This window comes from Nonomuraea cavernae (genome assembly GCF_040655715.1).
Classification (GTDB): domain Bacteria; phylum Actinomycetota; class Actinomycetes; order Streptosporangiales; family Streptosporangiaceae; genus Nonomuraea; species Nonomuraea cavernae_A.
Window position 1 is genome coordinate 130685 of sequence record NZ_JBFAKL010000004.1, and the last position, 25089, is coordinate 155773.

Annotated in this window: 23 protein-coding genes and 1 pseudogene; 15 read left to right on the forward strand and 9 right to left on the reverse strand. The window is 70.8% G+C overall.

The features are described 5' to 3' along the window. Positions 1 to 51: 51 nt before the first annotated feature. Positions 52 to 312 carry an HGxxPAAW family protein gene (locus tag AB0I38_RS07575; RefSeq protein ID WP_189126731.1) on the reverse strand — a complete coding sequence of 87 codons (261 nt, stop codon included), beginning with the start codon at positions 310 to 312 and terminating at the stop codon, positions 52 to 54. 225 nt (positions 313 to 537) lie between these two features. Here AB0I38_RS07575 and secA point away from each other — a divergent pair, with 225 nt between their 5' ends. After that, positions 538 to 3330 carry a preprotein translocase subunit SecA gene (gene secA / locus AB0I38_RS07580; protein WP_358463553.1) on the forward strand — a complete coding sequence of 931 codons (2793 nt, stop codon included), beginning with the start codon at positions 538 to 540 and terminating at the stop codon, positions 3328 to 3330. A gap of 173 nt (positions 3331 to 3503) precedes the next feature. Here the strand turns inward: secA and AB0I38_RS07585 are convergent, their stop codons facing one another. The 3 genes from AB0I38_RS07585 to AB0I38_RS07595 form a co-directional block, all read right to left on the reverse strand. Further along, positions 3504 to 3935: an Rv3235 family protein gene (locus tag AB0I38_RS07585; RefSeq protein WP_358463556.1), complete on the reverse strand. Its 432-nt coding sequence runs from the start codon at positions 3933 to 3935 to the stop codon at positions 3504 to 3506. A gap of 233 nt (positions 3936 to 4168) precedes the next feature. Further along, complete coding sequence (locus tag AB0I38_RS07590; protein WP_358463559.1) at positions 4169 to 5494, reverse strand: PTS transporter subunit EIIC; 1326 nt, start codon at positions 5492 to 5494, stop codon at positions 4169 to 4171. A gap of 34 nt (positions 5495 to 5528) precedes the next feature. Beyond that, a complete protein-coding gene (locus AB0I38_RS07595) occupies positions 5529 to 6269 on the reverse strand; it encodes a GntR family transcriptional regulator (protein ID WP_358463562.1) in 741 nt (246 codons plus the stop codon). 126 nt (positions 6270 to 6395) lie between these two features. On the opposite strand from AB0I38_RS07595, the gene AB0I38_RS07600 reads away from it, so the two are divergent. From AB0I38_RS07600 to nagZ, 6 genes are all read left to right on the forward strand, one after another. After that, positions 6396 to 7430: an SIS domain-containing protein gene (locus tag AB0I38_RS07600; RefSeq protein WP_358463565.1), complete on the forward strand. Its 1035-nt coding sequence runs from the start codon at positions 6396 to 6398 to the stop codon at positions 7428 to 7430. A gap of 50 nt (positions 7431 to 7480) precedes the next feature. Further along, on the forward strand, positions 7481 to 7717 hold the full coding sequence (locus AB0I38_RS07605; protein ID WP_189126727.1) for a glucose PTS transporter subunit EIIB: 237 nt from the start codon (positions 7481 to 7483) through the stop codon (positions 7715 to 7717). An 11-nt stretch (positions 7718 to 7728) separates the two neighbouring features. Continuing rightward, the gene (locus AB0I38_RS07610) at positions 7729 to 8175 is read left to right on the forward strand and encodes a PTS sugar transporter subunit IIA (RefSeq protein ID WP_358463568.1); all 447 of its coding nucleotides are present in this window, start codon (positions 7729 to 7731) and stop codon (positions 8173 to 8175) included. Positions 8176 to 8230: 55 nt separating this feature from the next. Then, positions 8231 to 8491 carry an HPr family phosphocarrier protein gene (locus tag AB0I38_RS07615; protein WP_358463571.1) on the forward strand — a complete coding sequence of 87 codons (261 nt, stop codon included), beginning with the start codon at positions 8231 to 8233 and terminating at the stop codon, positions 8489 to 8491. A gap of 2 nt (positions 8492 to 8493) precedes the next feature. After that, on the forward strand, positions 8494 to 10218 hold the full coding sequence (gene ptsP, locus AB0I38_RS07620; protein WP_358464144.1) for a phosphoenolpyruvate--protein phosphotransferase: 1725 nt from the start codon (positions 8494 to 8496) through the stop codon (positions 10216 to 10218). Positions 10219 to 10426: 208 nt separating this feature from the next. Next, complete coding sequence (nagZ, locus tag AB0I38_RS07625) at positions 10427 to 11755, forward strand: beta-N-acetylhexosaminidase (RefSeq protein ID WP_358463574.1); 1329 nt, start codon at positions 10427 to 10429, stop codon at positions 11753 to 11755. Here nagZ and atpB read toward each other — a convergent pair. Next, positions 11752 to 12546, reverse strand: a complete 795-nt coding sequence (atpB, locus tag AB0I38_RS07630; protein WP_358463577.1) for a F0F1 ATP synthase subunit A — start codon at positions 12544 to 12546, stop codon at positions 11752 to 11754. The genes nagZ and atpB overlap by 4 nt on opposite strands. A 139-nt stretch (positions 12547 to 12685) precedes the next feature. Here atpB and AB0I38_RS07635 point away from each other — a divergent pair, with 139 nt between their 5' ends. From AB0I38_RS07635 to AB0I38_RS07650, 4 genes are all read left to right on the forward strand, one after another. Next, positions 12686 to 13330 (forward strand): HAD family hydrolase, encoded by a 645-nt coding sequence (locus AB0I38_RS07635; protein WP_358463580.1) that lies wholly within the window; start codon positions 12686 to 12688, stop codon positions 13328 to 13330. Positions 13331 to 13361: 31 nt separating this feature from the next. Continuing rightward, the gene (locus AB0I38_RS07640) at positions 13362 to 13862 is read left to right on the forward strand and encodes a DUF6912 family protein (RefSeq protein WP_358463583.1); all 501 of its coding nucleotides are present in this window, start codon (positions 13362 to 13364) and stop codon (positions 13860 to 13862) included. Between the two features lie 118 nt (positions 13863 to 13980). Next, positions 13981 to 14607, forward strand: coding sequence for an HAD family hydrolase (locus AB0I38_RS07645; RefSeq protein ID WP_358463586.1), 627 nt, complete (start codon positions 13981 to 13983; stop codon positions 14605 to 14607). A gap of 79 nt (positions 14608 to 14686) precedes the next feature. After that, positions 14687 to 15409, forward strand: a complete 723-nt coding sequence (locus AB0I38_RS07650) for an HAD family hydrolase (RefSeq protein ID WP_358463589.1) — start codon at positions 14687 to 14689, stop codon at positions 15407 to 15409. Positions 15410 to 15483: 74 nt separating this feature from the next. Here AB0I38_RS07650 and AB0I38_RS07655 read toward each other — a convergent pair whose 3' ends face one another. Next, the gene (locus AB0I38_RS07655) at positions 15484 to 17076 is read right to left on the reverse strand and encodes a penicillin-binding transpeptidase domain-containing protein (protein ID WP_358463592.1); all 1593 of its coding nucleotides are present in this window, start codon (positions 17074 to 17076) and stop codon (positions 15484 to 15486) included. Between the two features lie 108 nt (positions 17077 to 17184). Here AB0I38_RS07655 and AB0I38_RS07660 point away from each other — a divergent pair, with 108 nt between their 5' ends. The 3 genes from AB0I38_RS07660 (at position 17185) to AB0I38_RS07670 (ending at position 21022) form a co-directional block, all read left to right on the forward strand. Then, on the forward strand, positions 17185 to 18102 hold the full coding sequence (locus tag AB0I38_RS07660) for a LysR substrate-binding domain-containing protein (protein ID WP_358463595.1): 918 nt from the start codon (positions 17185 to 17187) through the stop codon (positions 18100 to 18102). Then, entirely contained in the window at positions 18099 to 18950 is an 852-nt protein-coding gene (locus AB0I38_RS07665; protein ID WP_358463598.1) for a serine hydrolase, read from the forward strand. The genes AB0I38_RS07660 and AB0I38_RS07665 overlap by 4 nt, the downstream gene beginning before the upstream one ends. A 110-nt stretch (positions 18951 to 19060) precedes the next feature. Further along, entirely contained in the window at positions 19061 to 21022 is a 1962-nt protein-coding gene (locus AB0I38_RS07670; protein WP_358463601.1) for an acetoacetate--CoA ligase, read from the forward strand. A gap of 45 nt (positions 21023 to 21067) precedes the next feature. On the opposite strand, the gene AB0I38_RS07675 is transcribed toward AB0I38_RS07670, so the two are convergent. Both AB0I38_RS07675 and AB0I38_RS07680 read right to left on the reverse strand, forming a co-directional pair. Beyond that, on the reverse strand, positions 21068 to 21625 hold the full coding sequence (locus tag AB0I38_RS07675; RefSeq protein ID WP_358463604.1) for an NADPH-dependent FMN reductase: 558 nt from the start codon (positions 21623 to 21625) through the stop codon (positions 21068 to 21070). Continuing rightward, entirely contained in the window at positions 21622 to 23292 is a 1671-nt protein-coding gene (locus AB0I38_RS07680; RefSeq protein ID WP_358463607.1) for a zinc-binding dehydrogenase, read from the reverse strand. The genes AB0I38_RS07675 and AB0I38_RS07680 overlap by 4 nt, the downstream gene beginning before the upstream one ends. On the opposite strand from AB0I38_RS07680, the pseudogene AB0I38_RS07685 reads away from it, so the two are divergent. Further along, positions 23221 to 24135: pseudogene (locus AB0I38_RS07685) on the forward strand (AraC family transcriptional regulator); the annotation flags it as partial. The gene AB0I38_RS07680 and the pseudogene AB0I38_RS07685 sit on opposite strands and share 72 nt — an antisense overlap. A gap of 136 nt (positions 24136 to 24271) precedes the next feature. On the opposite strand, the gene AB0I38_RS07690 reads toward AB0I38_RS07685, so the two are convergent. Beyond that, positions 24272 to 25021 carry an SDR family oxidoreductase gene (locus AB0I38_RS07690; protein WP_358463613.1) on the reverse strand — a complete coding sequence of 250 codons (750 nt, stop codon included), beginning with the start codon at positions 25019 to 25021 and terminating at the stop codon, positions 24272 to 24274. Positions 25022 to 25089: the final 68 nt, after the last annotated feature.

Consider the following 25089-nt stretch of genomic DNA (forward strand, 5'->3'; position numbering starts at 1 on the left):
CATGCTAGCGGCGGGCACCGACAGAACGCGCTGCCCGCCGCCGGCCCGGAATCAGCGGTGGTCTTCGACCGACATCCCCACGCGGGGCGCGTCGACCACGACATCGGTGAAGATGTCGAAGACGAGTGCCAGGATCCCGCCGACGACCAGCAGGCCGACGCCGACCCAGATGAGCGTCCAGCTCGCCATGGTCATCCCGAACCCAGCGACGATGAAGGCGATCAGCATGACCGTGACGGCGAGCCACGAGGACGCGCGTCCGCCGTGACTGCCCAGATTCTCGGTCTGTTCCGTCTTCGTGCCTTCAACCATGACAAAATCCTTCCCTTGCCGGATATCCCGCCATTTGGTGCGAGCCGGCTGTCAACCGGCATACCCTCTGCCTAGAGCCCATTCTCCCAGACTCGTTCGGCGCCCACGATGTCGCGGTGGCTGTGTCCGCTGACGGAACCGCCTACCATGGCAGCGGGGAAGTTTGTCTCGGCCTCTCCTCCTGGCGGCGCCGCCGGGGTAGACCTGCGAGGAGCTTTACATAAAGTGGCAGCCATTCTCGACAAGATCCTGCGTGCCGGCGAAGGCAAGATCCTGCGCAAGCTCAAGAGGATCGCAGACCAGGTCAACTCCATTGAGGACGACTTCACGAGCCTGTCCGACGCGGAGTTGCGCGCCATGACGGACGAATACAAGCAACGCCACGCCGATGGCGAGTCGCTCGACGATCTGCTTCCCGAGGCGTTCGCCACCGTGCGCGAGGCGGCCCGCCGCGTGCTCGGCCAGCGGCCCTTCGACGTGCAGATCATGGGCGGGGCCAATCTCCACCTGGGCAACATCTCCGAGATGAAGACCGGTGAGGGCAAGACGCTGACCTCTACCCTTCCCGCCTACCTCAACGCCCTGTCCGGCAAGGGCGTCCACGTGGTCACGGTCAACGACTACCTGGTCAAGGTCGGCGCCGAGAACATGGGGCGCATCTTCCGGTTCCTCGGTCTCGAGGTCGGCATGATCCTGTCCGGGCAGCCGTCCGACGAGCGCCGCAAGCAGTACGAAGCCGACATCACCTACGGCACCAACAACGAGTTCGGCTTCGACTACCTCCGCGACAACATGGCGTGGTCGCTCGACGAGTGCGTGCAGCGCGGCCACAACTTCGCGATCGTCGACGAGGTCGACTCCATCCTCATCGACGAGGCCCGCACCCCGCTGATCATCTCCGGTCCCGGCGAGCAGTCCGGCAAGTGGTACGCCGAGTTCGCCAAGATCGTGCCCCGCCTGCGCAAGGGCGTCGAGGCCAAGAACCCCGGCGAGGAGAGCACCGGCGACTACGTCGTCGACGAGAAGAAGCGCACGGTCGGCATCCTCGAGTCGGGCGTCGCCAAGGTCGAGGACTGGCTCGGCATCGACAACCTCTACAAGCCCGAGCACACCCACCTGGTCGGCTTCCTGAACAACGCGCTCAAGGCCAAGGAGCTGTTCAAGAAGGACAAGGACTACATCGTCTCCGACGGCGAGGTCCTGATCGTCGACGAGTTCACCGGCCGCGTGCTGCACGGGCGCCGCTACAACGAGGGCATGCACCAGGCGATCGAGGCCAAGGAGAGCGTGAAGATCAAGGACGAGAACCAAACTCTCGCCACGATCACCCTCCAGAACTACTTCCGCCTCTACACCAAGCTGTCCGGCATGACCGGCACGGCCACCACCGAGGCCAACGAGTTCCACCAGACCTACAAGCTCGGCGTGGTGCCCGTCCCGACCAACCGGCCGATGATCCGCAAGGACCAGGCCGACGTCGTCTACAAGACCGAGGACGCGAAGTTCAACGCCGTCGTCGACGACATCAAGGAGCGCTACGAGAACGGCCAGCCGGTCCTCGTCGGCACCACCTCGGTGGAGAAGTCCGAGCGGCTGTCCAAGGCACTCAAGCGCCGCGGCGTGCCGCACGAGGTGCTCAACGCCAAGAACCACGCGCGTGAGGCCGCGATCGTGGCCGAGGCGGGCCGCAAGGGCGCCGTCACCGTCGCCACCAACATGGCCGGCCGTGGCACCGACATCATGCTCGGCGGCAACCCCGAGTTCCGTGCCGACCTCGAGCTGCGCCAGCGCGGGCTCGACCCGCTCGAGACACCCGACGAATACGAGAAGGCCTACCCCGAGGCGCTCGAGAAGGCCAAGGCGGCGGTCAAGACCGAGCACGACGAGGTCACCGCGCTCGGCGGCCTCTACGTCCTCGGCACCGAGCGCCACGAGTCGCGCCGCATCGACAACCAGCTGCGCGGTCGTTCCGGCCGTCAGGGCGACCCGGGCGAGTCGCGGTTCTACCTCTCGCTCGGCGACGACCTGATGCGCCTGTTCAACTCGGCCAGGGTCGAGATGATCATGACCAGGCTCAACATCCCCGACGAGCAGCCGATCGAGTCGGGCATCGTCTCCAAGGCCATCGCCTCCGCTCAGCACCAGGTCGAGACCCAGAACTTCGAGATCCGCAAGGACGTTCTGAAGTACGACGAGGTGATGAACCGCCAGCGCAAGGTCATCTACGCCGAGCGGCACCGCGTCCTGGAGGGCGCCGACCTGCACGAGCAGGTGCAGGGCTTCGTCGGCGACGTGATCGACGGCTACGTCGCGGGCGCCACGAGCGAGGGCTTCGCCGAGGAGTGGGACCTCGAGAAGCTGTGGAAGGCGTTCAGCGAGCTCTACCCGGTCACGCTCACCATCGACAACCTCATCGAGGAGGCCGGCAACCGCGAGGAGCTCACCGCCGGCTTCATCTCCGAGAAGGTCAAGAAGGACGCGCTGGAGGCCTACGCCAGGCGTGAGGAGCAGCTCGGCCCGGAGGCGATGCGTGAGTTCGAGCGCCGGGTGATCCTGTCGGTCCTCGACCGTAAGTGGCGCGAGCACCTCTACGAGATGGACTACCTGCGCGAGGGCATCGGCATGCGGGCCTACGCGCAGAAGGACCCGCAGATCGAGTACCAACGCGAGGGTTACGAGATGTTCTCCGCGATGCTCGAGGGCATCAAGGAGGACTCGGTCGGCTTCCTGTTCAACATGGAGGTCGAGGTCCAGGAGAACCCGATCGTCGAGGAAGAGGACGCGATGGTGGCGGAGACCCGCTCGATCATCGCGCGCGGGCTGCGTGGCCCCGAGCGTCCCGCGGAGCTCGAATACTCCGCCCCCGGCGAGCAGGGCGACGTCGAGCACACCCGGGTCCGCACCAGCCAGGCCGAGCGGGCCGCCTATGGCAACGTCGAGCGCAACGCCCCGTGCCCCTGTGGCTCGGGCAAGAAGTACAAGCGCTGCCACGGCGACCCCAAGCACGCCCAGTCCTGACCCGGAGACGGCCCCGCCCACACTGGCGGACGGGGCCGCTCCCCGGACGGCCCCGTCCCTCTGGTGGACGGGTGCCGCCCCGGACCAGCCGTCCGGAACGGCCCCGCCCACCTCCACGGGCGGGGCCGTTCCGCGTTCGCCACCGGTGCGCGGTGCTGCCCGGAGCCGCGGGCTCAGGCGGTTTCGATGTCGGTGACCAGCCACTGAACACCGCGTCGTTCGAGCCGGACGGCGAGGACATGACTGCGGTCGCCGCAGTGCACCAGCAGGCACATCTCCACGGCTCCGTCCCTGGGCTCCTTGACGTGCGGCACCCCGGCGAACGGCGGTCTCCGGGCCTCGATCATCCGGCCCGCCCGGACGAGCTCCCGGTAGGCCTGGTCGGTGAGCCGTTCGGCGACGGTCTCGGGTGGGCGCCTGCCCGTGAGCACCTCGGCCAGCGCCTGTCCGAGGAGCCGCAGCCGCCGTTCGTCTGGGATGGAACCCGGCGGGCCCCACACGAGGGGGCGTGGCTCCAGGGCGAGTGCTCCGCGCACCTGGGGGACGTGCTCGGGGCGCGGGTCGGGCGGCTCGGGGACGGGGCTGACGCGGGACAGGGCTGACATGGACCCTCCAAGGGGCATCCGGGGGGATGGGAAAGCGATACAAGGAGTTTTCGGCCCGGCCGACAGATACGCCGGTCGCCAACTTTCCGCCGTTCGCCGCCGTCCCGGCCGCATTGGTGAAGAAGATCACCTTGACCTGGATCGGGCATCCGCCGCCGTCTTCCCCGTTTCGGCCCGCCACGCCGCGGGGCCGGCCTGTCCCCAACCCGTTTCGGCCTTGCCGGCGACGGGGGTCAGGTCTCGCGGGTGCGGGCCTCGCCCGAGTCGACGTCGGGCTCCGGCTCACGGCCCGGCGTCAGGATGTCCAGCCTGCGGATCAGGAAGCTGAACACCAGGTAGTAGACGACCCCGTAGACCATGCCGAGCAGGAGGATGCCGGGGAGGTTCTGGGTGTTGGACTTGCTGGCGTTGAGCAGCATGTCGAGCAGGCCGGCGGAGAAGCCGAAGCCGAGCTGGCCGCCGATCAGCGTGGTGAGCGCCATCGCGAGGCCGGTCAGTACGGCGTGCACGGCCAGCAGCAGAGGAGCCACGAAGATGAAGGCGAACTCGATCGGCTCGGTGATGCCGGTGACGAACGAGGCCAGGGCGGCCGAGAGCATGATGCCGCCCACCGCCGGACGCCGGTGCCGGGGAGCCGCCCGCCACATCGCGAGCGCGGCGGCCGGCAGCGCGAACATCATGATCGGGAAGAAACCGGCCATGAACTGCCCGGAGTGCTCGGCGCCGCCGAAGTAGCAGTTCCAGTCGCCGCCGAGGACCCGTCCGCCGACCTCGCACTGGGGCACGACGTGCCAGACGATCGAGTTGACGAAATGGTGCAGCCCGAGCGGGATCAGCAGCCGGTTGACCAGGCCGTAGATGCCGGTGCCGAGGGGGCCGAGGGTGGTCAGCGCCTCGCCCGCGTAGCCGATCCACTCGCCGAGGATGGGCCACACCCAGCCGATGAGCACGCCGAGCAGGAGCGCCACGATCGCGGTGACGATGGGCACGAACCGCCGCCCGCCGAAGAACGCCAGCCACGACGGCAGCTTGATCCGGTGGAAGCGCTGCCAGAGCAGGGCGGCGACCAGGCCCATCATGATGCCGCCGAGCACCTTGGTGGGGTTCTGCATGCCGTAGTTGACGATCTCCACGATGCCCTGGTCCTGGACCTGCCTGAGCAGGACGGTCTCCCTGATGCCGGAGCCGAAGAACATCACCTTGGTCACCCGGTCGAAGACCAGGTAGCCGACCACCGCGGCGAGCGCGGTCGTGCCGTCGGACTTGCGCGCGAACCCGATCGCCACGCCCACGGCGAACAGCAGGGGCAGGTTCTCGAACAGCGCGGCTCCCGCGGCGGCCAGCACCTCGGCCACCTGGTTCATCCACGCGAATCCGGCCACGTCGGCCAGGCCGCCCGGCTCGGCGCCGTTGGAGCCGAGCATGTCGGGCTGGCCGAAGCGGAGCAGCAGCGCGGCGGCCGGCAGGGCGGCGATGGGCAGCATGAGGGAGCGGCCCAGGCGCTGGAGCACGTTCATCACGCGTGCGAACGGCGAAGGCCTGGCGGTGGTCTCGTTCACCGGGCGTTCCTCCGGGGGAATGGGAGTCGGGCCCTCAGCCCCGTCGAGCGGGCATTTCCAGGATGGTGCGCAGCTGGTAGCGGTCGGCGCGGTAGGTGGAGACGCCGAGCTCGGCGCAGACGCCGCCGGAGAACGACCGGCGCCGGAGCAGGAGCACTGCCCCGCCGCGCGGCAGCTTCAGCAGGTCGGCGTCGCTGGGGTCGGCGATGCCACCGTCGATGGTGAGCTCGCCCGCGTCCATGACCAGTCCGTAGCGGCTCTCCAGCAGGGAGTAGAGGGATCTGCCGGACAGGTCGTGCTCGGCGAGGTCGGGGGCCAGCTTGACCGGGATGTGCGCTCGCTCGATCGACAGCGGCTCGCCGTCGGCGGTGCGGAGACGCTCGATGAAGTGCACTTCCTCGCCGGGCTGGATGCCCAGCTCCTTGGCGAGGTGGGCGCTGGCGCGCACGACCCTGCGGTCGAGGTCGCGCGAGCCGGGCGCCATGCCACGGGCCCGCATGTCGTCGGTGAACGAGGTCAGCTGGAGCGACAGCTCGATCTTGGGCCGGGCGACGAAGGTGCCCTTGCCAGGGACCCGGTGCAGCCGGCCTTCGGACACCAGATGGTCGACGGCCTGGCGCACGGTCATGCGGGACAGGCCGAACCGCTGGCAGAGCTCGCGCTCGGACGGGATCGCCGCGCCGATGCTGAGCTCGTCGCTGTCGATGAGATCCAGCAGGATCTCGCGGAGCTGGAAGTACTTGGGCACCGGGCTGTCCGGATCGATGTGCGCCACGGATCCTCCCCTCGATCAGACGTGGGCAATGGGCTATGGTTCGTACTGGTCTAGTCCGGACTAGACCACCACATCTCCGAAAACAGGGTCAAGTCCGTACGGTAACGATTGAAGGATGAGCGCCACATGACGACCAAGATGCGCAGCGAGATCGCCGAGCAGCCCGCGGCGCTGCGCGCCACGCTCGACTCCCTGCTTCCCCGGGTGGGTGAGGTGAGGGAGCTGGGCGAGCGGACCCGTCAACTGTTGTTCATCGCGCGTGGCACCTCCGACAACGCCGCAGTGTACGGACGCTATCTGGTGGAGTCGCACGCCGGGCGGCTGGCCGGGCTAGCCGCTCCGTCCATCGCGACGACCTACCGGCGCCGGCTCGACCTCGACGGCGTGCTGGCCGTGGCGATCTCCCAGTCGGGCCGGACCGAGGAGATCGTGGAGACGCTGCTCTGGGCCAGGGACTGTGGTGCGAAGACCGTCGGCATCACCAACGGCGGTCCGGACAGCCCGCTCGCCCAGGCCGCCGACGTGGCGCTGTGCACGGTCGCCGGCGAGGAGAAGGCGGTCCCCGCCACCAAGACCTACACGACGCAGCTCGCCGCCCTTGCCGTGCTCGCGCTCGGGCTGGGCGCCGACGTGGACGCGGCGGACCTCCAGCGGGTTCCCGAGGCGGTCGAGAAGCTCGTCGGCGACCCGGGTGACCTCGACGCGGTCGTCGAGGGGCTGGCCGACAAGCACGGCGCCGTCGTCTCCGCGCGCGGGCTGGCCTTCTCCACGGCCCTGGAGACCGCGCTGAAGCTCAAGGAGGCCTGCTACCTGCACGCCATGGGCCTGTCCTACGCCGACCTGCTGCACGGCCCGATCGCGGTCGTCGACGCCGAGACCCCGGCGGTGCTGGTGGCCTCGGAGAACAGCCCGACCCTGCCCGGCACGGTGGCCCTGGCCGAGCGGGTCGTCGCGGCCGGCGCGGCGGCGTACACGATCGGTGGGGGAGCCGAGCTGGCACGGGCGGGCACGGCCGCGCTGAAGGGCCCCGACCTGCCCGAGTGGGTCGCGCCGATGGGCCTGATCGTGCCGGGGCAACTGCTCACCGAGGCGCTGGCCAGGAGGCTCGGCATCGACCCCGACGCGCCGCGCGGGCTGAACAAGGTGACCCAGACCGACTGATCGCGGAGTGTCGTTTAGCCTGATCGAAGCGTGAGGACGAGGAGGATCGGATGGCGGCGGACGTCAACGCGATCATCGCCGGGCTCGGAGGCGTCGGCAACATCATCGACATCGAACCGTGCATCACCCGGTTGCGCACCGAGGTGCACGACGCCTCCAAGGTCGACCAGGCGGCCCTCAGGGCGGCGGGGGCCCACGGGGTGATGGCCGCGGGCAACGTGGTGCAGGTCGTCGTGGGTCCCGAGGCCGACACGATCGCCAGCGACATCGAGGACATCATCGGCTAGAGGGCGAGACCATGACGACTGTTCTCGCTCCGGTGGAGGGGGCGGCTGTGGGGTTGGCGGCCGTGCCGGATCCGGTGTTCTCCGCGGGCATGGTGGGGCCTGGCACGGCGATCGACCCGCTGAGGGAGCCGGGCAAGGCCGTGGCCCCCATCGCCGGAAAAATCATGAAACTGCATCCACATGCCTATGTCATCGTGGGGGACGACGGCAGGGGGGTGCTGGTGCATCTCGGCATCGACACGGTCCAGCTCAAGGGGGAGGGCTTCACGTTGCTGGCCGCCGAGGGCGACCGGGTGCTCGCGGGGCAGCCCGTGGTGGCCTGGGATCCGTCGGTCGTCGAGGCAGGGGGCCGCTCGCCCGTCTGTCCGGTCGTCGCGCTCGACGCGGTGGCGGGGTCGGTGTGGGGCGTGGCGGCAGGAACCGTACATGTGGGGGATGAGTTGTTCCGATGGCATTAAAAGTGGTTTTAGAGATGGTTCCGGGTGGTCCGGACCGGCACATGAGGAGGACTGCATGCCTGAACGCAGGGTGACCGTGGTGGCGGAGGTGGGCCTGCACGCCCGCCCGGCGGCGACGTTCGTGCGAGCGGCGGCGAAGGCGTCGATGGACGTCACCGTCGCCAAGGTGCCGGGAGGCGACCCGATCAACGCCAAGAGCATCCTGCAGATCCTGGCGCTCGACGTCAGGCAGGACGAGACGATCGTGATCAAGGCTGAGGGCAAGGGAGCTGACGAAGTGCTGGACGAACTAGCGAAGATCGCCGGATCGCCATGAACATGACGGGGGTGGGGGTCAGCCCGGGCACCGGGCAGGGCCCCGCGTTCATCGTGACCGTCTCCGTGCCCGAACCCCCCGAGGGCGCCACCTACCAAGGAGAGGCGGATCAGGAGAAGCAGCGCGCGACCGACGCGCTCCAGCAGGTCGCCGGAGTGCTGGAGCTCCGCGGCGACCGGGTGGGCGGCCAGGCCAGAGAGATCCTCAGGGCGCAGGCCATGATGGCCGAGGATCCCGGGCTGGCCGTGGCCGTCCGCGGCTTCATCGACGAGGGCATCGCCGCGCCCAGGGCCGTCTACCAGGCCTTCGCGAGGTTCCGCGAAACGCTGGCGGGAGCCGGCGGCTACCTCGGCGAGCGGGCCGCGGATCTCGACGACGTCAGGGACCGGGTGATCGGCGAGCTCACCGGTCATCCCATGCCGGGCATCCCGTCGGAGCCCGCGCCGCCCGACGAGGCGGGCGGGGCGCCCCGGCCGTACGTGCTGGTCGCCCATGACCTGGCGCCCTCCGACACGGCGCTGCTGACCAAGGACCTCGTCGCCGCGTTCGTGACGGAGAGGGGCGGGCCCACCAGTCACACCGCGATTCTGGCCCGGGCGATGGGCGTGCCCGCCGTCGTCGGCTGCCGGGGGGCGACCAGCATCCGGCCCGGCGTGCACGTTCGGGTCGACGGGACGTCCGGTCAGGTACGGGTGGAGCCGCCCGGCTCCGACGCGGGCCGGGCGAACGGCTCCGACCTGGGCCAGTCGAGTGGCGGCACGTGGGCCGGGCAGGTGGCCGCCCGCGACGCCGGCGGTCCCGGCCGGACCAGCGACGGGCACGCGGTGCCGCTGCTGGCCAATGTCGGCGGCCAGAGCGACCTGGACGCGGCGGTGGCCCACGGCGCCGAGGGCATCGGGCTCTACCGCACCGAGTTCCTGTTCCTCGGCAGGAACGAGGCGCCCTCGGCCGACGAGCAGCAGCAGGTCTACCGGGCCGCGCTGGCGGCGTTCCCCGGCCGGACGGTCGTGGTGCGGGCCCTCGACGCCGGGGCCGACAAGCCGCTCTCCTTCCTGCCCCCCTCCGACGGGGAGCCGAACCCCGCGCTGGGCGAGCGAGGGCTGCGGCTGCTGCGCAGATTCCCGGACGTGTTGGACACGCAGCTGGAGGCGCTCGCCGCCGCCGCCGACGGCAGCTCGGCGCATCTCATGATCATGGCTCCGATGGTGGCCACCGCCGAGGAGGCCTCCTGGTTCGCGGGCGTCTGCCACGTCAGAGGGCTGGCGTCGGCCGGCGCGATGATCGAGATCCCGGCGGCCGCGCTGCGCGCCGAGAGCCTGGTCACCGTGGTCGACTTCGTGTCGATCGGCACCAACGACCTCGCCCAGTACACCTTCGCCGCCGACCGCCAGCTCGGGACGCTGGGCACGTTGCAGGACCCGTGGCAGCCCGCGCTGCTCGATCTCGTGCACCGCACCGCGACCGCGGCCTCCGACAACGGCAAACCGTGCGGGGTCTGCGGGGAGGCGGCCGCCGATCCGCTGCTGGCCTGCGTGCTCGTCGGACTGGGCGCGACCTCGCTGTCGATGTCGCCCGGCGCGCTGCCCGCCGTGCGGGTCGTGCTGGCGGGGCAAACGCTCGGCCAGTGCCAGCTCGCCGCGCAGGCCGCGCGGGGGATGGAGACACCCGCGCACGCCCGTGCCGCGGCCCGGTCCGAGCTGCCGGAGCTCGCCCGCCTGGGCCTGTAGACGGTCCGCGGGCCATCCTGCGGGGGACATGAGCAGACGGTCCGCGGGCCATTCTGCGGGGACATGAGCAGACGGTCCGCGGACGGTTCCGCGGGACGCGTGCAGGCGTCGTGCGGGCGGGGGCCTGTGGGCGGTAAGCGGGGCTGTGGAGGGGGTTTCGGCGTCGTGCGGTGCTCGCGCACGACGCCGCGTGGATACGGTTGGACGCATGCTTGGACGGATCGGTGCGACGGGCCTGTTGGTGATCGCTCTCTCCGCCTGCGCCGGAGGCGGCGGCTCGGCCGGCGCGGCGGCTACGGGGGAGACGGCCACGACGGCGAAACCGCCGGCGCCCACGAGCGCCGCCCCTTCCGCCCCTTCCACGCCGCCGGCCGGCCGCACTCCCGCGCAGGGCGACGAGGTGCGCCGCACGCTGTCGCGGATGAGCGTCGAGGAGAAGGTCGGCCAGCTGTTCATGCCGGTCCTGTACGGCACGTCGGCCGACAGCGTCTCGGGCGAGAACCAGGCCAGGTACGGCGCCCAGACCCCGGCCAAAGTGATCGCCCGCTACCACCTCGGCGGCGTCATCCTCTTCCCGGCCAACGTCAAGAGCACGGCCCAGGTGGTCGAGCTGACCAACGGGATGCAGCAGGCGTCGCCGAGGGTGCCGCTGCTCATCGGCACCGACCAGGAGAACGGCCTGGTGTCGCGGATGTCGGCGCTGATGACGCGCTTCCCCGGCGCCTCGCAGATCGGCTCTACCGAGAAGACCTCCATGTCGCGGGCCGTCGCCAAGGCCACCGGCGAGGAGTTGCGCGCGGTGGGCGTCAACCTCGACTTCGCTCCGGTCGCCGACGTCAACATCAACCCGCGCAACCCGGTGATCGGCCAGCGGGCCTTCGGCGACGACCCGGTCAAGGTCGCCGGCATGGTCTCCGCCGCGGTCAAGGGGTTCGGCGACGCCGGCGTCGCGGCCACCGCCAAGCACTTCCCCGGCCACGGCGACACCAACGTCGACAGCCACACCGGGCTGCCCGTGATCAAGCACACTCGGGCCGAGTGGGAGCGCGTCGACGCGCCGCCGTTCAAGGCCGCGATCGCCGCCGGGGTCGACGCCGTGATGAGCGCCCACATCGTCTTCCCCAAGCTCGACCCGTCGGGCGATCCCGCGACGCTGTCCAAGCCCATCCTGACCGGGCTGCTCCGCGAGAAGCTCGGCTTCAAGGGCGTGATCTCGACCGACGCGCTCAACATGGAGGGCGTGCGCAAGAAGTACTCCGACGGCGAGGTGGCCGTGCGAGCCGTGCTGGCCGGGGCCGACCTGCTGCTCATGCCGTACGACTTCCCGAAGGCGTACCACGCGGTGCTGGCCGCGGCGAAGTCCGGCAAGATCAGCCGGCAGCGGCTCGACCAGTCGGTCACCCGGCTGCTCACGCTCAAGCGGGCCCGCGGCATCCTGCACGAGGCGCCCGCCGCGTCGGCGGGGCGGGCGGCCAAGGTGCTGCGCTCGGCCGAGCACCGCGCGCTGGCCGCCCGGGTCACCCGCGCGGCGCGTTAGTGCTCGCCGTGTAAGCCGCTGGCCACGTACATCGCGGCCAGCATGGCGAACAGGTACGCCTGCAGAAACTGGATGAACATCTCGAACGCGGTCAGCAGGATGGTCATCGCCACGCCGAGCAGTCCGAGCCCGGCGCCGAGCGGCGTGAGCCGTTCGAACACGAACCAGAAGCCGACCGCGCTGAAGAAAGCCAGCAGGATGTGCCCGGCGAACATGTTCGCGAAGAGCCGGATGAAGTGCGTGAACAGCGAGGTGACGAAGACCTCGGCGAGGATCAGCGGCGCGTAGATCGAGTACGCCCACCACGGCAGGCCGGGCAGGTACACGATGCTCTTGAGGTAGCCGCGCACTCCGTGGTGCCTGACGCCCAGGTAGAGCTTGAGCACGTACACGCTGACGGCCACCACCAGCGGGAAGGCGATGTGCGCGGCGACGGGGAACTGGATGAGGGGGATGACGCCCATCAGGTTCCAGACCAGCACGGTCAGGAAGATCGTGAACAGCAGGCCCATCCACCGGTCGGCGTCCTTGCCGAGGCTGGGCCGGGCGACCTGGTCGCGGACGAACACGTAGGCGTACTCGCCGAGGTTCTGCCAGCCGCGCGGGACGAGCTTCGGCCGGGCGAAGGCGGCCCAGCACAGCGCGATCACGACGACGGAGCTGAGGAGCGCGATCAGGACGGGTTTGGTGAGCCATTCGGGTCCGCCGGCGAAGATCGGCGGGAGGTCGAAGAGTTCCAGGCCCGGAGCCGTGAACCTGTCCGGGGAGGTGATCAGGATCGTCGTTCGCACGGCGGTCCCTTCTCGGTTCGATGGGAACGGAGCACCACCCTAGCCAGGTGATTCGGGGATCCTTTATCCCGCTTTTATGTGGTCACCAAGGGCTGTGGGACGCTCTAATCTGGAGCGGATGTCCGATCGAGGAGGCAGCGTGGTCGCAGGTGTTCTGATCGACTGGGGCGGGGTGCTGACGACCGGCATGTCCGACGCCATCAGGCACTGGATCGTGGCCGACCGCATCGACGACGCCCACTATCGCGAGGTGATGGGCGAGCTCGTCCGTCACGCCTACAGCGGCGACGGCGAGACCGTGGTGCACGCGCTCGAACGCGGTGAGATCGACGGCTCGACGTTCGAGCGTGACCTGGCCGCCCGGCTGCGCACCGTCGACGGCGCCCCGCCCGTGGCCGACGGGCTGCTGGAGCGGATGTTCGCCGGGTTCGAGCGGGCCGACGCGATGTACGACATGCTGCGCGACGTCAGGGAGGCCGGCGTCCGGACGTGCCTGCTGTCCAACTCGTGGTCCAACACCTACCCCCGCGAGGGCTGGGACGAGGTCTTCGACGCGGTGGTGATCTCGGGTGAGGTCGGCATGCGCAAGCCCGAGGCGCGCATCTTCCAGCACGCGCTCGGCCTGGTGGGGCTGCCCGGCGAGGCGTGCGTGTTCATCGACGACATCGAGGCCAACATCGTGGCCGCCCAGGCGCTCGGCATCGAGGGGATCCACCACACTGATGCGGACACGACCATCACGCGGCTCGAGACACTCCTTCAACTCTCGTTGAGACGGGCATGATGGTCTTTCCGCACGCTGCGAAAGGTTTCTGATGCGCGTCTATCTGCCGTGCACACTTCCCGAGCTGGCCCGAGCGGTCGAGTCGGGAGAGCTGGGCCCGGCTCCGCTGACCGGCTACGCGGTGACGCCCGCGCTGACCGAGTGGTACGCCTCGGGTGACGCCGAGGAGCTCGAATACGTCGCCCTCACCGAGGCGGCCCGCGCCTCGCTGCGGATGCTGGTCGCCGACGGGGGCGCCACGGCGCCCCGCCGGGTGGTGGTCGTCGCCGAGGTGCCCGACGCCGCCCTGTCGGCGGGCACCGATCTGGAGGACCGCGGCAGGGTCCGCCTCGGCGAGGTGGTGCCGCTGGCCAAGGTGGCCGCGGTGCACGTCGACGACCTCCAGGCGATCGCCGACGTCGAGGCCGCGATCGCCGCGCTGCCCGCCGCCGACCAGGGCGACGACGACGCCCGCTTCACGGTCGACGGCGCCGAGGCGCACGAGCTCATGTGGTACGCCACCCAGGAGATCCCCGACCTCCTCGGCTCCTGAGCGGATCGGTACCTGCCGCTAGCCGTACCCGGCCGGATCGGTGACGGAGCCGTGGCCGAAAGGTCGCGGCTCCGTTGTCCCGCAAACTGTCGGGCCCGGCGGCTAGGCTGTCTGGGACATGACAAAGCACATCATCTGGGATTGGAACGGCACCCTCTTCCACGACATCGACGCCGTGGTGGGAGCCACCAACGAGGTTTTCAGGTCCTACGAGCTGCCACCGCTCGACGCCGACGGGTTCCGCGCGGTTTACACGCGGCCCATCTGGCTCGCCTACGAGCGGCTGCTGGGCCGCCCGCTGAACGAAGGAGAGTGGGAGCTGCTCGACACCGGCTTCCACGACCACTACTTCCGGCTGGCCGTCGCCTGCGGGCTGGCGGCCGACGCCGAGCTCACGCTCACGAGCTGGACGGGCACCCAGTCGCTCTGCTCCATGGCCCCCCACACCCACCTGGTGCCGACGGTCGACTCCTTCGGCATCACCCGTCACTTCACCCGGGTCGATGGGCTGGTCGGGGTGACCGGTGGCGAGAAGGCCGCCCACATGACCGCCCACATCCAGGCGCTGGAGGTCGAGCCGGACGAGGTCCTGGTGATCGGCGACAGCGTGGACGACGGGCTGGCGGCCCGGCACGTGGGCGCCCGAGCGGTCCTCTACACGGGCGGCATGACCACGCGGGCCGAGCTGGAGGGCACCGGCCTGCCGGTCGTCGACACGCTGGCCCAGGCGCTCGACCATGCTTGATTCGCCTGGCCGGCAGCTCTAGCCCCGAGCTAGGCCCTACTCTTGCAGCACCCCTCAGGAGGCTGCCATCAACCGTCTAGTGCTCTGGAACATCGACCTGACCCTGGTCGACGTCGCCATCGTCACCCGGGACGCCTACGCCGAGGCGTTCCGGGCCGTGACCGGGCGCCCGCTGGTCAAGCTGGTGCCCCCGCTGGGCCGGCCCGATTCCGAGATCATCTTCGAGACTCTCGCCGTCAACGGCATCGTGGCCGAGGACGGCCACCTGCCCGCGTTCATCTCGGCCCTGGCCTCGGCGTTCGCCGATCGGCGCAAGCGATTGCCCAAGGAGGGCCGTGCCATGTCGGGGGCCAGAGACGCGCTCAAGGCCGTGGCCCGGCTCGACGGCGTGGTCCAGACGGTGCTCACCGGCACCATCAAGGGCAACGCCGTGCTCAAGCTCCAGGCGTTCGGGCTCGACAAGTACATCGACTTCGAGCTCGGCGGCTACGGCGAGGAGGTCTATCCCAAGGCGACGCTGCTGCAGGTCGCCCAGGGGCGGGCCAAGGCGCGGCTCGGCACCCCGTTCACCGTGTCCAACACGGTCGTCATCGGTGACTCGGCGCGTGACGTGCAGGCTGCCAAGATCGGCGGGGCGGCGATGATCGGGGTGGCGTCGGGCCGGTCGATGGAGGCCGAGCTGCGCGCCGCCGGGGCCGACGTGGTGCTGCCCGACCTGTCCAACGCCTCGGAGGTGGTGGCCGCCGTCGCGGGCCTCACCTCGCCGGTGGCGGCGCGCGGACCGGTCAGCCCGGCGCCGTGAGGTAGCGGGCCGGTCGGTCGGGTGCCGTGAGGTAGCGGGGCCGGTCAGCCCGGTGCCGTGAGGCGGCAGGCCGGTCAGTCGAGGGCGTTGAGGAAGCGGGCCGCGATCGGGGCCGCCACGGCCGAGCCCGCGCCGCCGCCCTCCACGATGACCGCGAACGCCAGGTCGCCCCGGTAGCCGATGAACCACGAGTGCGCGGGCGGCTCCTTGCCCGAGCCGTACTCCGCCGTGCCGGTCTTACCGGCCGTACCCGCGGGGAAGCTCACGGCGTGGGCGGTGCCGTCGGTGACGACGGCGGGCATGAGCCGGCGCAGCGCGCGCACCACGTCGTCCTCCAGCGGGCGCGGGCGCAGCGTGTGGTCGGGCACCAGCTCCTCGGCGACGAGGCGGGGCGGGCGCCAGGCGCCGTCGGCGATGGCGGCGGCGACCGAGGCCATGTTCAGCGGGCTGGCCAGCACCCTGCCCTGCCCGATCGAGGCGGAGGCCAGGTCGGTGGCGTCCTTCGGGGCCGGGAACTCCGCGCGCACGGCCGGCACGCCCGGTGTGATCACGGCGCCGAAGCCGAAGCTGCCGGCCACCTCGGCGAGCCGGCCCTTACCCAGGTCGTCCACCGCCATCGCGCCGAACGTCGTGTTGCACGAGTGCGCGAACGCGTCGCGGAAGGCCAGCGTGCCGTAGTCCTTGAAGCCGGCGTTGTGGAAGGGGAAGCCGCCGATGTTCTGCTCGGCGGGGCAACTGACCTTCCGGTCCGGCTCCATGCCGCCGGCGACCAGCGCGGAGGCCGTGACGACCTTGAACGTCGAGCCGGGCGGATACTTGCCGAGCAGCGCCCGGTTGAACCCACCCGGTCTGTTGACCACCGACAGAATCTCGCCGGTCGACGGGCGCAGCGCGACCAGCGAGGCGGGCTTGTCGGCGTCCTCCAGGGCTTCGGCTCCGGCGCGGTGCACCTTGAGGTCGATCGTGGTGGGCAGCGGCAGGCTCTCGCTCGCCTCGACCACGGTCTTGACCTTGTCGTCGCCCTGGTAGAGATCGATCCTGGCGCTGCCCGTCGTGCCGAACCTGTCGGGATAGGTCTGCTTGAGTCCGTCGACGAGTTGCTGCACGGAGCCGGGAGCGTCGGGGGTGTCGACGCGGCTGCCGTCGGCGGCCAGCACCGGGAGCGGTTGGCCCTTCAGGGTGATCACCCGCAGTGACCGGCCCTGCTTGAGAAGCGGGTTGATGGCGGCCGGGGTCCAGGCGACCTTCCAGCCGCCGTCGCGTTCGACGAGCTTGAGCCGCCCGTCGTACTCCCAGTCCTTGGGGCCGATCAGTTTGGCGTGGAAGCTCACCTCGCCGCCCCGGTCCTTGGCGCTCGCCGGGAAGATCCCGCTGGGCCTGGGCCGGTGGAAGGTGGCCTGGGTGACCTTGAGGTCCTTGCGGAAGAGCCGGTGCCGGCGTTCGAAGTCGGCGGGCGGATCGACCACCAGCTCGCGCATCGCCAGGTAGTCCTCCGAGGACCAGGCGGTGAGGTAGCGGTCGGCGGTCTCCTCCGGCGAGCCTGTCGTGCGCAGCGCCCAGAACGTCCCCCCGGCGGCCAGCACGGGCACGAGGATCGCGGCGGTGATCCAGCGCCCCTTGCGCCGTCGTCTCGGAGGAGGAGCCTCCTCCTTGAGATGTGCGTACATTGTCCCCCTTTGTGGTGCCATGGAGGAGAGGACAGCAGAGGTGCCTTATCGGTGTCCAATACTGATATGAGGGCTTCATCGATATAAATCCGGCTATAGTTGCTGGCCGTGGACCTTGTCCGGCATCTTCGCTACTTCATCGTGGTGGCGGAGGAACTCCACTTCGGCAACGCCGCGATCCGGCTCGGCATCGCCCAGCCGCCGCTCAGCCAGCGGATCAAGCGCCTGGAGCAGGAGCTCGGCGTGCAACTCTTCGACCGTTCCGCCCGCCAGGTCCGGCTGACCGGGGCAGGCCGGCTGCTGCTCACCGAGGCCCGCGAGATCGTGACCCGCGTCGACCGGCTGCGCGAGCTCGCCCGGCACGGCGAGGGCACCGTGCTCAAGATCGGGGTCCCGCCCGACCTCGCCGCCGCCGTGATCGCCGGCCTGGTCGCCGGCTTCCGCGAGACCAGGCCCGAGGTACGGCTCGCGCCCGCCGAGATCTGGACGGCCGACCAGGTGACCGCGCTCACGGACGGCACGATCGACGTCGGCATCGTCCGGCACCCCGTCACCGCGCCCGGCCTGTACTTCGGCCCGATGCTGGCGCAGCCCCAGGGCGTGCTGCTGGCCGCCGACCACCCCCTCGCCCGCGTGAGTGAACTGCACCTGGCCGACCTGGCCGGGCAGGAGTTGCTGCTGCCGCCCCGGGAAGGGGAGCCGGGGCTGCACGCCGAGGTGCTGGTCGAGTGCCGCCGCCACGGCTACGTGCCCGGCCAGTTGCACGAGGGCGCGGGGCTGGGGCTGGTGCTCGCGGGCGCCGCGGTCGCCTTCGGGCCCCGGGAGGAGGTGCCGGGACTGGCCTGGCGGCCGCTGCTAGGCTCGCCGATCGCCCTTCGGTTCTCCACGGCCTGGCGGGCGGCGACGGACGCGGTCACCGGCTTCTCGGCGGTGGCCGTACGTACTCTGAAGGAGCGCGCCGGGATGGCGGACGAGGGCGCGACGCCCGCGCGGCGGGTCAGCCGGCGGCCGGGGTCGCTGGCATGAGCGACTTCGACGGGCTGTTCCGCGCGGCGGGTGTCACGGGCTGGCTGCACGCCGCCGACCTCGACACGGGCCGGGAGGTGGGGCACGGGTCCGACGAGCCGGTGCCGACCGCGTCGGTCTTCAAGGTGCCGCTGCTGGTCGAGCTCTGCCGGCAGGCGGACGCCGGGCTGCTCGACCCCGCCTCGCGGGTGACCGTGGGGGCCGCCGAGCGCGCCTTCGGGCCCACCGGTGTCTCTGTCATGCTCGACGACGTCACGATGTCGCTGCGCGACCTGGCCTACCTGATGATCGCGGTGAGCGACAACACCGCGGCCGACGTGCTGGCCGGCGTGGTCGGGCTCGAGGCGGTCAACGCGATGCTGGCCGGGTTCGGGCTGCACGGCACGTACGTGGCGCACACGGCCAGGGGCCTCTACCAGAGCATGACCGACGACGTCGGGCACGGCTGGCCGTACCTCGACGTGGAGGAGATCGCCCGGCTGCGGGTGCTCGACCCGCGGCACACCAACCGCAGCACGCCGCGCGAGACGGCCGCGCTGTTCGGGCTGATCTGGCGCGACGAGGCCGCCTCCGCCGAGTCGTGCGCCTGGATGCGCACCGTCCTCAACCTGCAGGTCTGGCCGCACCGGCTGGCCTCCGGGTTCCCGTACGACGACGTCGAGGTCAGCGGCAAGACCGGCACGCTACCGACGCTGCGCAACGAGGCGGGCGTGGTCGAGTACCCCGACGGGGGCCGCTACGCGGTCGCGGTCTTCACCCGCTCGTTCAGCCCCGCGGTCAACCAGCCGCGTGCCGACGCGGTGATCGGCACGGCCGCGCGGATGGCGGTGGACCACCTGCGCCGTTGACGCGCTCCCGGCCCGAATCCGAAGGCCGGGGCACCGCGGACGAACCGGGTAGCGCGTTGCGGGGCACGGCAGGTATGACTTTCGTCAGGACCAGCGACAGGATGGGACACATGGTTGTTGAAGGTGCACTTCTCTGGGAACCGACCGACGACGTCGTCGCGGGCGCCAGGCTGACCCGCTACGTGGAGTCGCTGGGACGGTCGGGGACCGGCTATGAGGAGCTGTGGCAGTGGTCCGTCGACAGTCCGGCGGAGTTCTGGACGTCGATCTGGGACTACTTCGGGGTGATCGGCGAACGTGGTGACGGGCCCGTCATCACCGGGACGATGCCCAGCGCCTCATGGTTCACCGGAAGCAGCCTCAACTACGCCGAGAACGCGCTGCGCCACGAGGACGGCACCGCGCTGGTGTTCGTCTCCGAGGACGGCGCCCGGCAGGAGATGTCCCGCGCCGAGCTGCGCGAGGAGGTCGCCCGCGTCAGGGCCGGCCTGGTGCGCCTCGGCGTCGGGCGCGGTGACCGGGTCGCCGGCTACCTGCCGAACATCCCGCAGGCGCTGATCGCCTTCCTGGCCACCGCCTCCCTGGGCGCGATCTGGTCGGCCGGATCGCCCGACTTCGGCGTGCCGAGCATCGTCGACCGGTTCCAGCAGATCGAGCCCAAGGTGCTGATCGCGGTCGACGGCTACCACTACAACGGCAAGAGCTACGACCGCTCGGCGGCGGTGAAGGAGATCGCCGCCGAGCTGCCCTCGCTCCGCGCCACCGTGTGGATCCCCTACCTGGCCGCCGCCGGGGACGGCCGTCCTCCGCAGCGGGCCGAGCCCGCTCCCGCCCACACCGACGCCCTGCCGCACGGCGAGGTGATCGGCTGGGAGGGGCTGCGCGCCGAGTCCGGGCCGCTGGAGTTCGAGCGGGTGCCGTTCGACCACCCGCTGTGGATTCTCTACTCCAGCGGGACGACCGGGCTGCCCAAGCCGATCGTGCACGGGCACGGCGGCATCGTGCTGGAGCACCTCAAGTCGCTCTCCTTCCACCAGGACCTGGGTGAGGGGGACGTGTTCTTCTGGTACACCACCACGGGCTGGATGATGTGGAACTACCTCATCGGTGCCCTGCTGGTGGGCGCCACCCCCGTGCTCTACGACGGCTCGGCCGCCTACCCGTCGGCCGCCGTGCTGTGGCGCATCGCCGCCTCCGAGCGGGTGACCTACTTCGGGGTCGGCGCGCCGTACGTGATGGCCTCGCTGAAGGCCGGCATCCACCCCGAGGGCCTCGACCGGCTCCGGGGCATCGGCTCCACCGGGTCGCCGCTGCCGCCGGAGGGGTTCTCGTGGGTGGCCGAGGAGCTGCCCGGGGTGCCGCTCGGTTCGTTCTCCGGCGGCACCGACGTGTGCACCGGGTTCGTCGGCGCGACCGTGCTGCACCCGATCCGGGCGGGGATCATCCCGTGCCGTTCGCTGGGGGCCCGGGTGGAGTCGTACGACATCGACGGCGGGCCGGTCGTGGGGGAGGTCGGCGAGCTGGTGATCACCTCGCCGATGCCCTCGATGCCGGTGATGTTCTGGAACGACCCGTCCGGCGAGCGCTACCGCGACAGCTACTTCGACGTCTACCCCGGCGTGTGGCGGCACGGTGACTGGATCAAGATCAACGAAGACGGCAGCTGCGTGATCTACGGCCGCTCCGACTCGACGCTGAACCGGGGCGGCGTCCGGATGGGCACCAGTGAGTTCTACCGGGTCGTCGAGCGGTTCGAGGAGATCACCGACAGCCTGGTGATCGACACCGGGCAGCTCGGCCAGGAAGGCCGGCTGCTGCTCTACGTGACGCTCGCCGAGGGCGCCGAGCTCACCGACACACTGACCGGCGCCCTGCGCGCGGCGTTGCGCGAGGAGCTGTCACCCCGGCACGTGCCCAACGAGATCCGCGCGGTGCCCGGCATCCCCCGCACCCTGTCGGGCAAGAAACTGGAGGTGCCGGTCCGCAAGATCCTCCTCGGCACCCCCGTCGAGCAGGCGGCCAACCCCGACGCCATGGCCAACCCCGAGGTGCTGCGCCACTTCACACCCTGACGGCCACGCACTGACCGCCACACCTTGAGCGTCACACCTTGAGCTTCACGCTCTCAGTGGACGCAGCGCCTCGCTCCAGGAGACGACCTGGTCCAGCATCATGGTGACCGCGTCCTCGTGACGGGCCGCCGGCTTGAACAGGGTCATCTCCTCGAAGTCGGTGAAGAGGGACAACGCGACCTGAGCGGGCACGTCGGCGACCTTGACCCGGCCGAGCATCTGCCTGAGGTGCTCGGCCGCCCGCACGCCGCCGTCCACGCCGTAGCCGACGAACCCGGCGGCCTTGTCGGCCCACTCGGCATAGAGGAAGTCGATCGCGTTCTTCAGCACGCCCGAGGTCGAGGAGTTGTACTCAGGCGTGACGAACACGAAGCCGTCGAACGAGTCGATCCGCTCCGACCAGGCCCTGGTGTGCCCGTGCTCGTACACGCCCGACGCGGCCGGCAGGCTCTCGTCCAGGTGGGGCAGGTCGTAGTCCTTCAGGTCGACCAGCTCGTAGTCGGCGTCACCTCGTTTGGCGGCCAGGTCGTGCACCCAGCCGGCGACGGCCTCGCCGCTGCGGACGGGACGGGTGCTGCCGATGATGATGGCTATCCGGGTCATCGCGTGCCTCTCGGAAGAATGATGATCTTGCCGCGGATCTGGCCGGACTCCGCCCGGCGGTGGATGTCGTGCAGGCCGGTCAGCGGGTGCGACTCGGCGATCTCGACGGTGAGCCGCCCCGCGTCGATCAGGGCCACGAGTTCGGCGAGCTGCCCGGGATCGTTGTGGCTGACGAAGTGGGTGGCCCGGGGAGAGTCGATCGGGGTGGCGACGGTGACGATCACGCCGTCCGGCCGCGCCAGGGCGGCCAGCTCGCCCGCCGCCTCCGGGGTGATGCCGGCGAGGTTCAGGACCACGTCCATTCCACCTGGCAACGGGTCCCGGGTGTAGTCGACCACCTCGTCGGCGCCGAGTGCGCGCACCGCGTCCCGGCTGCGGGGGCTCGCGGTGGCGATCACCGTGGCGCCCGCCCGTTTGGCCAGCTGGACGGCGAACAGGCCGATCCCGCCGCCCGCGCCGTTGACCAGCACCCGCTGGCCGGTGCTGATGCGGGCGTGCTCGAAGACCGCCTGCCAGGCGGTGAGCCCGGCGACGGGGACGGCGGCGGCGGCTTCCAGCGGGATCGTCTCGGGCGCCCTGGCCAGCACGTTCGCCGAAGCCACGGTGTACTCCGCCGCCGCGCCGTCCACCAGGCCGATCACCCGGTCGCCCGGGGCGAACTCCGTGACGCCCGCGCCGGTCTCGACGACCGTGCCCGAGACGTCCCAGCCCAGTGTGTGCGGCAGGGTCACGGGCAGCACCCCGTCGAGCAGTCCGAGGCGCAGGCCCACCTCCGACGGGTTGAACGAGGTGGCCGCCACCTCGATGAGCACCTCGCCCGGTCCCGGCCGCGGTCTCGGCACCTCGTCGTAGCGGATCACCGACGCCTCGCCGTACTCGTGGATCCGCGCCGCACGCATCGTCTTGTCCGCTTCGCGGAAGGCGTGCGCGTGGTCCCGGGCCCAGTCCCGGAAGGTGCGGGCGGGGGTGCCTGTCACGTCTTCGATCGCGGACGTGGTGGGGCCCGGGGTTTCCACGAGGGCGGCTTGCGCGTCCAGCGTGGCGTCCGTGGCGTCGGGGGGCCAGCCCGAGGCGAGGAGGCGGTCACGGGTCGCCTGGGGTGGGAGCTCGGCCCACCGCAGGGCGTTGGCCGCGAAGGCGTGCGGCCGCAGGATCGTCCACTCCAGCCCCGACCGTCCGACCAGCCGCTCGATCTCGCGCTCGTGGTCGCGTACGGCGGCGGAGGAGAGGTAGACGACGCGCCGGGCCCGTTGGGCGACCACCTCCAGCACCGCTCCGGCGCCCTCGGCCGTGCCGAAGGGCCAGACCAGGAACACCGCCTCCACGCCGTCGAGTGCGTCCACCAGGGACTTCGGATCTCTCAAATCACCTGTGAATCCAGATATTCCGGGATCGCGGGTCAGCGCTCTGACCTCGACTCCCGCTTCTCTCAACCGAGTGACCACGTGACGACCGACCCTGCCTGTCGCCCCTGTCACCAGGACCACGCTCATGGGAACCTCCTTCGCTGGTAACCGTAGGAGGCGTGCGAGAGATAACCAATGCGCTGATGTCTGCTCTTTATACGCGTACGTCTCGCTGGGTAGACTCCTGGCGTGGACGTGCTCAGTGACGTGATGGCCATCGTGCGCACCGGATGCCCCCGCTCCGCGCGGGTCGAGTGGCATGCCCCGTGGGGGCAGCGGTTCCCCTCGTCGCCCGGTTCGGCGGGCTTCCAGGTGATCCTCCAGGGCTCCGCCTGGCTGATCCCACCCAGCGGCGACCCGGTCGCGCTCGGCGTGGGCGACGTGCTGTTCTTCCCCCACGGCGACGGCTACGCGATGGCCGACAGCCCGGCGACCCCGCTCCCCGAGTCCGTCTGCGATCCCGGCGACGAGGTGGGCCTGTTCGCCTCGGCGTCCTTCCCCGGCCCCGGCGCGGCCACGGTCATGCTCTGTGGCGGCTACCAGCTCGATCCGAGCCGGAGCCACCCGATCCTCCGCGAGTTGCCGGAGATGATCCACCTGCCGGCCCACCTCGGCCACCGCCCCGAGCTCCGCGCCGCGGTCGAGCTGCTGGGCAGCGAGATCGCCAACCCCCGCCTGGGCGCCGACACCGTGGTGTCGTCACTGCTCGACACGCTGCTGCTTTACATCCTGCGGGCCTGGTATGACACGGGCCCCCAACAGTGCCAGGTCGGCGGCTGGGCCGCGGCCCTGGCCGATCCCGCGATCAGCACCGTCCTCGCCGCCGTCCACGGCGACCCCGCGCGGCCGTGGACACTGCCGTCGCTGGCCGGCCTGGCGGGCCTGTCCCGGGCAGCCTTCTCACGCCGCTTCACGACCCTGGTCGGGCAGTCGCCGATGGCCTATCTCACCTGGTGGCGGCTGGCGACCGCCGGCCGTCTGCTGCACGAGTCCGACGCCTCACAGGCGGAGGTGGCGGCGCGCGTCGGCTACGGCTCGGAGTTCGCCTTCGCCAACGCCTTCAAGCGCCACTACGGCATCGCCCCCGGCAGATACCGACGCCAAGCCTGCCCGCCGCCTCCGGCCCCGGCGACCGGCGGTGCGGCCGGCAGTGTGGCCGGCCGGGTCGGCGATGAGACCGCCGATGCGACGGGCGGTCAGGCCGGCGGGGAGATCGTGGCGGTGCGCTGAGCCGGCGCCGTCAGGCGAGGCCGCCGTTGGCGTAGAGGGTCTGGCCGTTGACCCAGCGGGCCGGGCCGGCCAGGAAGGAGACGAGCTCGGCGGTGTCCTCCGGCCGGCCGAGGCGCTCCAGCGGGGTCATGTGGGCCATCCGGTCGATGGTCTCCTCGTCCTTGCCGTGGAGGAAGAGAGGCGTCGCGGTGGGGCCGGGCGCCACGGCGTTGACCGTGATGTCACGGCCGCGCAACTCCTTGGCGAGCACCAGGCCGATCGCGTCGACCGCTCCCTTGCTGGCCGCGTAGGCGGCGTAGGTGGGCAGGGCGAGCTTCGTCACGGAGGTGGAGAAGTTGATGATCGCTCCACCTCGGCGGACCCGGCGGGCGGCCTGCTGGGCGACGACGAAGGTGCCGCGGATGTTGGTCCGGTGCATGCGGTCGAGGTCGGCCAGGTCCATCTCGGCCAGCGGGGCGAGGATCATGATGCCCGCCGCGTTGACGACCACGTCGACCCCGCCGAACTCCCGCTCGGCCGCGTCGAACGCCTGCTCGACCGCCTGCTCGTCGGCCACGTCGGCTTGCACGGCGATCGCCGAGCCGCCTGACGAGGTGATCGAGTCCACCACCTCGCCGGCCGTCGCCTTGTTGCCCGCGTAGACGATGACCACGGACTGACCGTCGGCCGCCAGGCGCTCGGCGACGGCGCGGCCGATGCCGCCCGATCCGCCGGTCACGATCGCCACGCGACGGTCCCGCTCGCTGCTCTGAGTGCTCATGGTGCCCGCTCCCCGATCGATGATGCTCAGGCCGCTAACACTTACACACTAGCAACGCTAACGTCAAC

Excerpts from the sequence above, each read along its gene's own strand:
- AB0I38_RS07575 (WP_189126731.1), bottom strand. The coding sequence starts at position 312 with ATGGTTGAAGGCACGAAGACGGAACAGACCGAGAATCTGGGCAGTCAC.
- AB0I38_RS07585 (WP_358463556.1), bottom strand. The coding sequence starts at position 3,935 with ATGTCAGCCCTGTCCCGCGTCAGCCCCGTCCCCGAGCCGCCCGACCCG.
- AB0I38_RS07600 (WP_358463565.1), top strand. The coding sequence starts at position 6,396 with ATGACGACCAAGATGCGCAGCGAGATCGCCGAGCAGCCCGCGGCGCTG.
- AB0I38_RS07605 (WP_189126727.1), top strand. The coding sequence starts at position 7,481 with ATGGCGGCGGACGTCAACGCGATCATCGCCGGGCTCGGAGGCGTCGGC.
- AB0I38_RS07610 (WP_358463568.1), top strand. The coding sequence starts at position 7,729 with ATGACGACTGTTCTCGCTCCGGTGGAGGGGGCGGCTGTGGGGTTGGCG.
- AB0I38_RS07615 (WP_358463571.1), top strand. The coding sequence starts at position 8,231 with ATGCCTGAACGCAGGGTGACCGTGGTGGCGGAGGTGGGCCTGCACGCC.
- ptsP (WP_358464144.1), top strand. The coding sequence starts at position 8,494 with ATGACGGGGGTGGGGGTCAGCCCGGGCACCGGGCAGGGCCCCGCGTTC.
- nagZ (WP_358463574.1), top strand. The coding sequence starts at position 10,427 with ATGCTTGGACGGATCGGTGCGACGGGCCTGTTGGTGATCGCTCTCTCC.
- AB0I38_RS07640 (WP_358463583.1), top strand. The coding sequence starts at position 13,362 with ATGCGCGTCTATCTGCCGTGCACACTTCCCGAGCTGGCCCGAGCGGTC.
- AB0I38_RS07645 (WP_358463586.1), top strand. The coding sequence starts at position 13,981 with ATGACAAAGCACATCATCTGGGATTGGAACGGCACCCTCTTCCACGAC.
- AB0I38_RS07655 (WP_358463592.1), bottom strand. The coding sequence starts at position 17,076 with ATGTACGCACATCTCAAGGAGGAGGCTCCTCCTCCGAGACGACGGCGC.
- AB0I38_RS07665 (WP_358463598.1), top strand. The coding sequence starts at position 18,099 with ATGAGCGACTTCGACGGGCTGTTCCGCGCGGCGGGTGTCACGGGCTGG.
- AB0I38_RS07670 (WP_358463601.1), top strand. The coding sequence starts at position 19,061 with ATGGTTGTTGAAGGTGCACTTCTCTGGGAACCGACCGACGACGTCGTC.
- AB0I38_RS07675 (WP_358463604.1), bottom strand. The coding sequence starts at position 21,625 with ATGACCCGGATAGCCATCATCATCGGCAGCACCCGTCCCGTCCGCAGC.
- AB0I38_RS07680 (WP_358463607.1), bottom strand. The coding sequence starts at position 23,292 with ATGCCACTCGACCCGCGCGGAGCGGGGGCATCCGGTGCGCACGATGGC.
- AB0I38_RS07690 (WP_358463613.1), bottom strand. The coding sequence starts at position 25,021 with ATGAGCACTCAGAGCAGCGAGCGGGACCGTCGCGTGGCGATCGTGACC.